Consider the following 7,282-nt stretch of genomic DNA (forward strand, 5'->3'; position numbering starts at 1 on the left):
TTATTATTTAACCTCGCTATTTTTGTACAAAAGTACGTTTTTTATATGTTATATGTTTTAGAATCGGGTATTTTATAAATACCCGCTCTTTTTGCAAATATCCCGAACAAATAACTTATTCGAATTCTGACTTCAGAATCTCGATTACATCCTTCACTGTTGTTTCCTCAAGATCCGTACGTTTTACCAATTCATCTGCATTTAATGCAAGAATGGATTTCGCCGTATCTAAACCAACACGCTTGAATTCATCAATGATCCAGCCTTCAATCTCATCTGAGAATTCCTCGATATCCACATCCTCATCATCTTCATGAGCCTCACGGTACACATCAATTTCATAACCAGTCAACTTTCCTGCCAACTTAATGTTATGTCCTCCACGGCCAATGGCCAATGAAACCTGATCTGGCTTTAAATATACGGCAGCCCTCTTCACTTCTTCATCCAATTTAATGCTTGTGATTTTCGCGGGACTCAAAGCTCTTTGAATATACAAGGAAATATTGTTTGTAAAGTTAATTACGTCAATATTTTCATTCTTTAATTCACGAACAATACCGTGAATACGTGACCCCTTCATTCCCACACAAGCTCCAACTGGATCAATTCTATCGTCATAAGACTCAACAGCAACTTTTGCTCTTTCACCTGGCTCACGAACAATCTTTTTGATGGTAATTAATCCATCAAAAATTTCAGGAACTTCCAATTCGAATAAACGCTGTAAAAACTCAGGGGCAGTACGTGAAATGATAATTTTAGGATTACCATTAAGCATTTCTACCTTCTCAATTACCGCACGTACAGAATCGCCTTTTTTGAAATAATCAGCCGGAATTTGCTCAGTTTTAGGCAATAAAAGCTCATTACCCTCATCATCAAGAACCAAGGTTTCTTTTTTCCAAACTTGGTAAACCTCTCCAGTTACAATTTCTCCTACACGATCTTTATACTTTTTGAATATTTCGTCTTTCTCTAGTTCTAGAATTTTAGAAACTAAAGTTTGACGAGCAGCAAGAATTGCTCTACGACCAAAACTTTCAAGTGTAATTTGTTCGATAAAATCATCCCCCACCTCAAGATCTGGATCAATTAGCTTAACCTCGGCCATTTCGATTTCCAAATCATCATCTTCAGAAAATCCATCTTCCATTACGGTACGAGTACGCCAGATCTCCAAATCCCCATTATCTGGGTTAACAATAACATCACAATTTTCGTCGGTACCATATCGTTTACGCAACATACTGCGAAAAACCTCTTCCAACACACTAATAACCGTAGGACGGTCAATATTCTTAAAGTCTTTAAACTCTTGGAATGAATCGATTAAATTAATATTGCTCATTTTTTATTCAATTTACAAGGGAAAAATGCCCTGTCTTATTTAAAACTCACTAAAACTATCGTTTCTGATATATCTTCAAATGGAATTACAGTATCTATTATTTGTGCCTTTTTTCCTTTTTCTTTGACACTCTCTTGGATGGTAATTCCACTCTCCTCAACATGAATCAGTTTACCTTCTTTTGTATTACCGGCCTTCGTCTTAATTTTTAAGGAACGGTTGATGTTTTTTTCAAACTGACGAAATGATTTAAGTGGAGTATCTATTCCAGGTGAGGAGACTTCAAGCCTATAAGCTTGTTCAATCGCATTTTCCTCTTCCAAATGAAAACCTACATGCCTACTAATTGCAACGCAATCGCTAATTGCAACACCATTGTCGCCATCTACTAAAATAGACAAAATTCCACTACCATGCATCTGCACATCCACCAAAAATAAATCTGGACGATCAGCAATCTTTTCTTCAACTAATTCTGTAACCCTTTTCTCTATATTCATAATTTACCCTTCTTTAAATCCTTTTTGAAAAAGGAAGGTAAAAAAAGAGCCCCGACAATTGCGGAGCTCTTCTTAGATTGATGCAAATATAGAAAAAAAAACTAGCATTGCAAATAGCTGATTTCAAAACATTTATATTACTTCTTAGCTCTAAATTCAAATTCAATAAAACCTCCAGGTGAGTTAATTTTCCTCGTAGAAATAATATCTTCAGGTTTTCGCAGAAGTGTTTTGGTATAGCATCTTGCAAAATAATACTCATTTGAACTCCAAACGGAAGTAGGTTTAAAACTAATGGTGCCATTTACAATGGTGTAAGTCCCCTGCAAGGCCGCCCTAAAATCTCTCATTTCCTGATCCGTAGTGTCTTTATAAACGGCAAAAAAATTAGTCCAGAGATTATAATCAAGTGAATCTTCCATAAATTCATCCATTACATAAGCTGGAATATTCGATAATATTACTTCTGTACTGTCTTTAGAAAGACTTATTTTTAAGTCGTTTGTTAATTCACTTTCATTCTTTTCTGAGCTACATGAGTAAATCAAAAGAAGAAAAACTATGAAAATGTGAAACCATTTGTTAATTTTCATTGTTATTAAATTTTTGAATATAAATATGAGACTAATTATTGAAATATTATTGATGGGCGCTGCTGTTGCAATTGCGGCCTATTTATTACCAGGGGTTAGTGTAGCTGGATTCTGGAGTGCCATTTTAGCGGGTATTTTAATTGCGCTAGCCAATGCCACAATTGGAACTATTTTGCGCATTTTTACCTTCCCAATCAACTTTTTAACCCTCGGATTAGTATCATTTATTATTACCGTTTTGATGGTTTTATTAGTTGATGAGTTAATGGACGATTTTAATACACAAGGATTTTTTTCTGCACTACTTTTCGCAATTGTGCTGGCCCTAGTTCAAATGATTTTTTCTGCCTTCCGTTCGAACAAATCCTCCTAGGGTAAAAAATATTTATTTCCCTGCTGCAATTGCAGTCGCTTTTTTAACCGCTATAGATTTATCCATAGCTGTCATAAAAAATATTTCACGGTTATCCATCAATCGATAATGTTTCCCTAAGGCTTCAATTGACGATGCCCTAACTTGAGAAACGCTATCCTGCAGAGCCAATTCCTTTATCTTTTCATATATTAATGCTCGCTCCTCTATAGAAAGATGTGGAATGATTTCTAAAGCCTTATCACGAATAGCCCAATGTTTATCACTAATCGCTTTAATTAAAGTGCTTTTGGAAAGGGGTTCATCTTTGTATCTCAAAAGTTTGCTTATAGCTTCCATCCTATCCATAAATAAAGGTGCATTATGATATTGAAATGCATATTGCTGGGCAGTTTTTTCCTCTATTTTTTCAGCAAGAAGATATTTTTCCGCATCTACATTTATCAAATCTGGAAGTCCCAAAACAGGAAAAACGAATGATTGACTTTGTTTTTCAAGAAGAATTTCTTTTCGTTCTACTTTACCATTTAAATAAATATCAACCGCCATTGGGACACGATATAATGGCACAGCCGACAAATCCTGATTTTGTTCTAAAAGAATTGAAACTTCTTTATTATCCGGATTATAGGCAGTTTTTATAGCTAAAATAGGATGGCCTGAAGCTAGAAACCATTGATTAAAAAACCAATTTAGGTCGGTACCCGTTATTTCCTCAAAAATCAGACGCAAATCGTGTATTTCAGCGGTTTTGAATGCAAATCGCGTTAGATAAGTGTTCAGTGCTTTAAAAAAGGCATCCTCTCCAACTGTTTTTCGAAGCATGTGTAAAATCCGACCTCCTTTTTGGTAACTAACTTCATCAAACATGTGTTCACGATCGGCATAATCAAAGCGTATAACATCAACATTCCTTTTATTTCCACTATTTAAGTAGGAAGTCAAATCACTTAATCCTTTGAAATCAGCTTGCTCACGTCCATTTTTATATTCATCCCATAAATATCCTCCATAAGTTGCGAAGGACTCATTAAGAGGAAGATTAGACCAAGATTCGGCAGTTACTAAATCGCCAAACCAATGATGAAAAAGTTCATGAGCAATAATATCATCTTGGTTTTGATCAATATGTTGGCCTTCCGACATGTTTAAACCCTCATAAAATACGGTTGCACTAGTATTTTCCATGGCACCACTCACAAAATCTCTTACAACAATTTGAGAATATTTATCCCATGGATAATCAACACCCAGTTTCTCAGAAAAGAATTCCATCATTTCAGGGGTATTGCCAAAAACAATTTTAGCAGTGGGGGCAAATTTAGGTTCGGTATAATAATTCACCTCCTTGTCACGCCATTTATCTTTGGTAATCACAAAATTACCGACCGCAAGCATCGTTAAATAAGTAGAATGTGCTTGCTCTTGTCGCCAGTTATCGGTACGCGTTCCGTCGCCATTCAAGCTCGAGAATTCAAGACTTCCATTGGAAAGACTTACAAATCGGTCAGGGACAGTGATATTAAGTTCTTGGGTCATTTTCTCCTGTGGATCATTTATAGTGGGAAACCAGCTCGAATTACATTCTGTTTCACCCTGAGTCCAAATTTGTTGGGGTTTATTTTTATCCTTCCCAGAATGATTAATGAAATACATCCCCCTATCACCTGCAGAGGTGATATCTTCACCAATTTTCAACTTATTAGGCATAGCCACATAGTCGATAAAAACGGAGTAGGATTGATCTTTATGATAGATTTTATCAAGACTCACCCGAAGTTTTTTACCATCATAACTATAATTAAGCGGCTTTTTATCTTCACTATTAATCAGTGATACTTGCTTGATTTGAAATCCGTTAGCATCTAAAACTAACAGATCAGTATCATAAAAATAAGGCTTCGCTAAAATAGTTGCCTTACCATAAACATAGGCACTATCCCAGTCAAAACTAAGGTCAATTTTGGTATTAATAATATCTGTTGTCCTGGTGTAGCTCCCACGATAAACGTTTGAACCAGGCATATTTTCAATTACAGTTATCGGATCCAGGTTAACCATTTTCGGTGCAGAACACGATAATATAAAAAATACTGCCCCAATGGAGCAGTATCGCAATAATTTAAAGTATGTCATTATTTTTCAGCCAAGAGACCATCAATTGTGTTCTCAAACTCCTTTACAAACTCAGTATAATGGGTACCCGTTCCTGGTCCGCTGAAACCCGTATGAATTTTCCTGATTTTACCCCTTTTATCGATAATCATAAGCGTTGGAAAGGCCATAAATTTTTCGAGCATGGGTAAACTTTTTGAAACCTCAGCTTTATCATTGGTATAACCCGTAATTAATAAATCATAAGGCACAGAAAAGCGATCACGTAATCGAGTAACATTTTTCTTAGAACGTTCAAAATCTTTCGAACGCTCATAGGCTAATCCGACAATTTCAACTCCTTTAGCATTATATTTTTTATAAAAGCTTGTTAAATAAGCGGTTTCATCCATGCAATTGGGGCACCAAGAGCCAAAAAACTGAATAAGGACTATTTTATCCTTAAATTTTTGATCAGACAATGAAACATTTTTGCCATCAAGGCCAGGGAAAGAAAAATTAATTTTATCATTCCCATCCTTTAAATCAGTTAAAGAATATGCATCAGGAAGAATTGCGGCATCATCCTTTTTTCCCGTCCAAGTTTCCATGTAGGAGAGTCCGGAATAAAATTTACCATCAACTATGGTACTATCATTCAGTAATTTTCCCGTAAAAAGATAGGCGTGACTTCCATCAAAACAAGAGAGGTATAAATGACCATCAGAGACAGTGCCCTCAAGGAAGCGATAATCACCCGTTGCTGTTAAAAAAGTTCCTAATACACGGCCGTTTTCTTGGCTAAATTCGCCAACTGCGACATAACTATTTTTTTTATCTTCGGTATTGAATGTAACTGACCAGCGACCGGAAATATTGGATTTTGTTTCGGGATTAACTTTAAAAAAACGCCAGTCATCATTGAATTTCGCATTAAACTGTAAAACCTCATCACTGTCTGCATAGTGCTTAATCCATCTACCTGATAATGTTTTATTTTTGAGCGAGGCTCTTATTTCTGAATCAAACAAGGGCATCTGAATGATGACAGAATCAGCTTTGATTGAAATTTCGTTGACTCTAAACCTCTCCTTTCCATTGATGATATCAAGAAATTTTTGATTGGCAGAATCTGTTACTTCAAAGTTGAACGGAATTTCTGCACCAGATCCTGTTTTGAGAGTTGCGCGCCAGATTCCTTCACTAAAACCAGAATTTGATTTGCTGGAGCAAGAAGAAAACAAGCTCAAAAGAGTCAAAAACAAGCTGATATTTAAAACATATTTCATAGTTAAATTTAACATATTATTTTAAAATCTCACGTGCAATTACAATGCGTTGAATTTCAGAGGTGCCTTCATAAATTTGAGTAATCTTAGCATCACGCATGAGGCGCTCCACATGAAACTCTTTAACAAAACCATAACCCCCGTGAATCTGAACAGCTTCCACGGTTGTTTTCATGGCTACTTCAGAAGCAAAAAGCTTTGCCATTGAGCTAGCCTGTGCATAAGGAAGACCTTGATCTTTTAACCAAGCAGCCTTTAAACAAAGCATTCGAGCAGCTTCAATTTCAGTAGCCATATCGGCTAGCTTAAATTGTGTAGCTTGATGACCAGAAATGGGCTTACCAAAGGCTTTACGTTCTTTGGAATAAGCCAATGCTAGTTCAAAAGCTCCAGATGCAATGCCTAGGGCCTGGGCGGCAATACCTATTCGACCTCCATCAAGAGTTTTCATGGCAAAAGTAAAGCCAAAACCTTCTTCACCAATTCTGTTCTCTTTCGGAACTTTTACATCGGTGAACATCAAAGAATGAGTATCAGAGCCTCGAATACCGAGTTTATTTTCCTTCGGACCGATTGTAAATCCCTCCATTCCCTTCTCCACAATTAATGCATTGATTCCTTTATGTCTTAATGCAGAATTTGTTTGAGCAATTACAAGATAGGTAGAAGCATTCCCACCGTTTGTGATCCAGTTTTTAGTTCCATTTAATAGGTAATGATCGCCCATATCTATCGCGGTGGTTTGCTGAGAAGTGGCATCGGAACCTGCCTCGGGTTCAGAGAGGCAAAATGCCCCAATTTTTTCGCCGGCGGCAAGTGGCTTCAAATATTTTTCTTTTTGTTGTTCATTGCCATACTTTTCAAGTCCGAAACAAACGAGAGAGTTGTTCACAGAAACCACAACAGAGGCAGAGGCATCAATCTTTGAAAGTTCTTCCATCGCTAATACATAAGAAATGGTATCCATTCCTGCACCATTGTATTTAGGATCAACCATCATTCCAAGAAAGCCCAACTCTCCTAGTTTTTTGATCTGTTCATGAGGAAATTTTTGATGCTCATCTCTCTCAATAACGCCAGAT

General features: G+C 36.5%; 7 protein-coding genes. 1 reads left to right on the forward strand and 6 read right to left on the reverse strand.

What is annotated here, in order from left to right:
* Positions 1-115: 115 nt before the first annotated feature.
* From nusA to ACILQF_RS08695, 3 genes are all read right to left on the reverse strand, one after another.
* Entirely contained in the window at positions 116-1,351 is a 1,236-nt protein-coding gene (gene nusA, locus ACILQF_RS08685; protein WP_395627024.1) for a transcription termination factor NusA, read from the reverse strand.
* Positions 1,352-1,386: 35 nt separating this feature from the next.
* Complete coding sequence (gene rimP, locus ACILQF_RS08690) at positions 1,387-1,851, reverse strand: ribosome assembly cofactor RimP (RefSeq protein WP_395627025.1); 465 nt, start codon at positions 1,849-1,851, stop codon at positions 1,387-1,389.
* A 137-nt stretch (positions 1,852-1,988) separates the two neighbouring features.
* Positions 1,989-2,444 carry a hypothetical protein gene (locus ACILQF_RS08695; RefSeq protein WP_395627026.1) on the reverse strand — a complete coding sequence of 152 codons (456 nt, stop codon included), beginning with the start codon at positions 2,442-2,444 and terminating at the stop codon, positions 1,989-1,991.
* Positions 2,445-2,469: 25 nt separating this feature from the next.
* On the opposite strand from ACILQF_RS08695, the gene ACILQF_RS08700 reads away from it, so the two are divergent.
* Positions 2,470-2,817: a phage holin family protein gene (locus tag ACILQF_RS08700; RefSeq protein WP_395627027.1), complete on the forward strand. Its 348-nt coding sequence runs from the start codon at positions 2,470-2,472 to the stop codon at positions 2,815-2,817.
* 12 nt (positions 2,818-2,829) lie between these two features.
* Here the strand turns inward: ACILQF_RS08700 and ACILQF_RS08705 are convergent, their stop codons facing one another.
* The 3 genes from ACILQF_RS08705 to ACILQF_RS08715 all read right to left on the reverse strand — a co-directional run.
* Complete coding sequence (locus ACILQF_RS08705; protein ID WP_395627028.1) at positions 2,830-4,953, reverse strand: M1 family aminopeptidase; 2,124 nt, start codon at positions 4,951-4,953, stop codon at positions 2,830-2,832.
* Positions 4,953-6,215: a TlpA disulfide reductase family protein gene (locus ACILQF_RS08710; protein ID WP_395627029.1), complete on the reverse strand. Its 1,263-nt coding sequence runs from the start codon at positions 6,213-6,215 to the stop codon at positions 4,953-4,955. The genes ACILQF_RS08705 and ACILQF_RS08710 overlap by 1 nt, the downstream gene beginning before the upstream one ends.
* A gap of 1 nt (position 6,216) precedes the next feature.
* Positions 6,217-7,282 (reverse strand): acyl-CoA dehydrogenase family protein (locus ACILQF_RS08715; protein ID WP_395627030.1); only part of this gene is annotated, 1,066 nt, incomplete at its 5' end.

The organism is Daejeonella sp., from assembly GCF_044232565.1.
Lineage (GTDB): Bacteria > Bacteroidota > Bacteroidia > Sphingobacteriales > Sphingobacteriaceae > Daejeonella.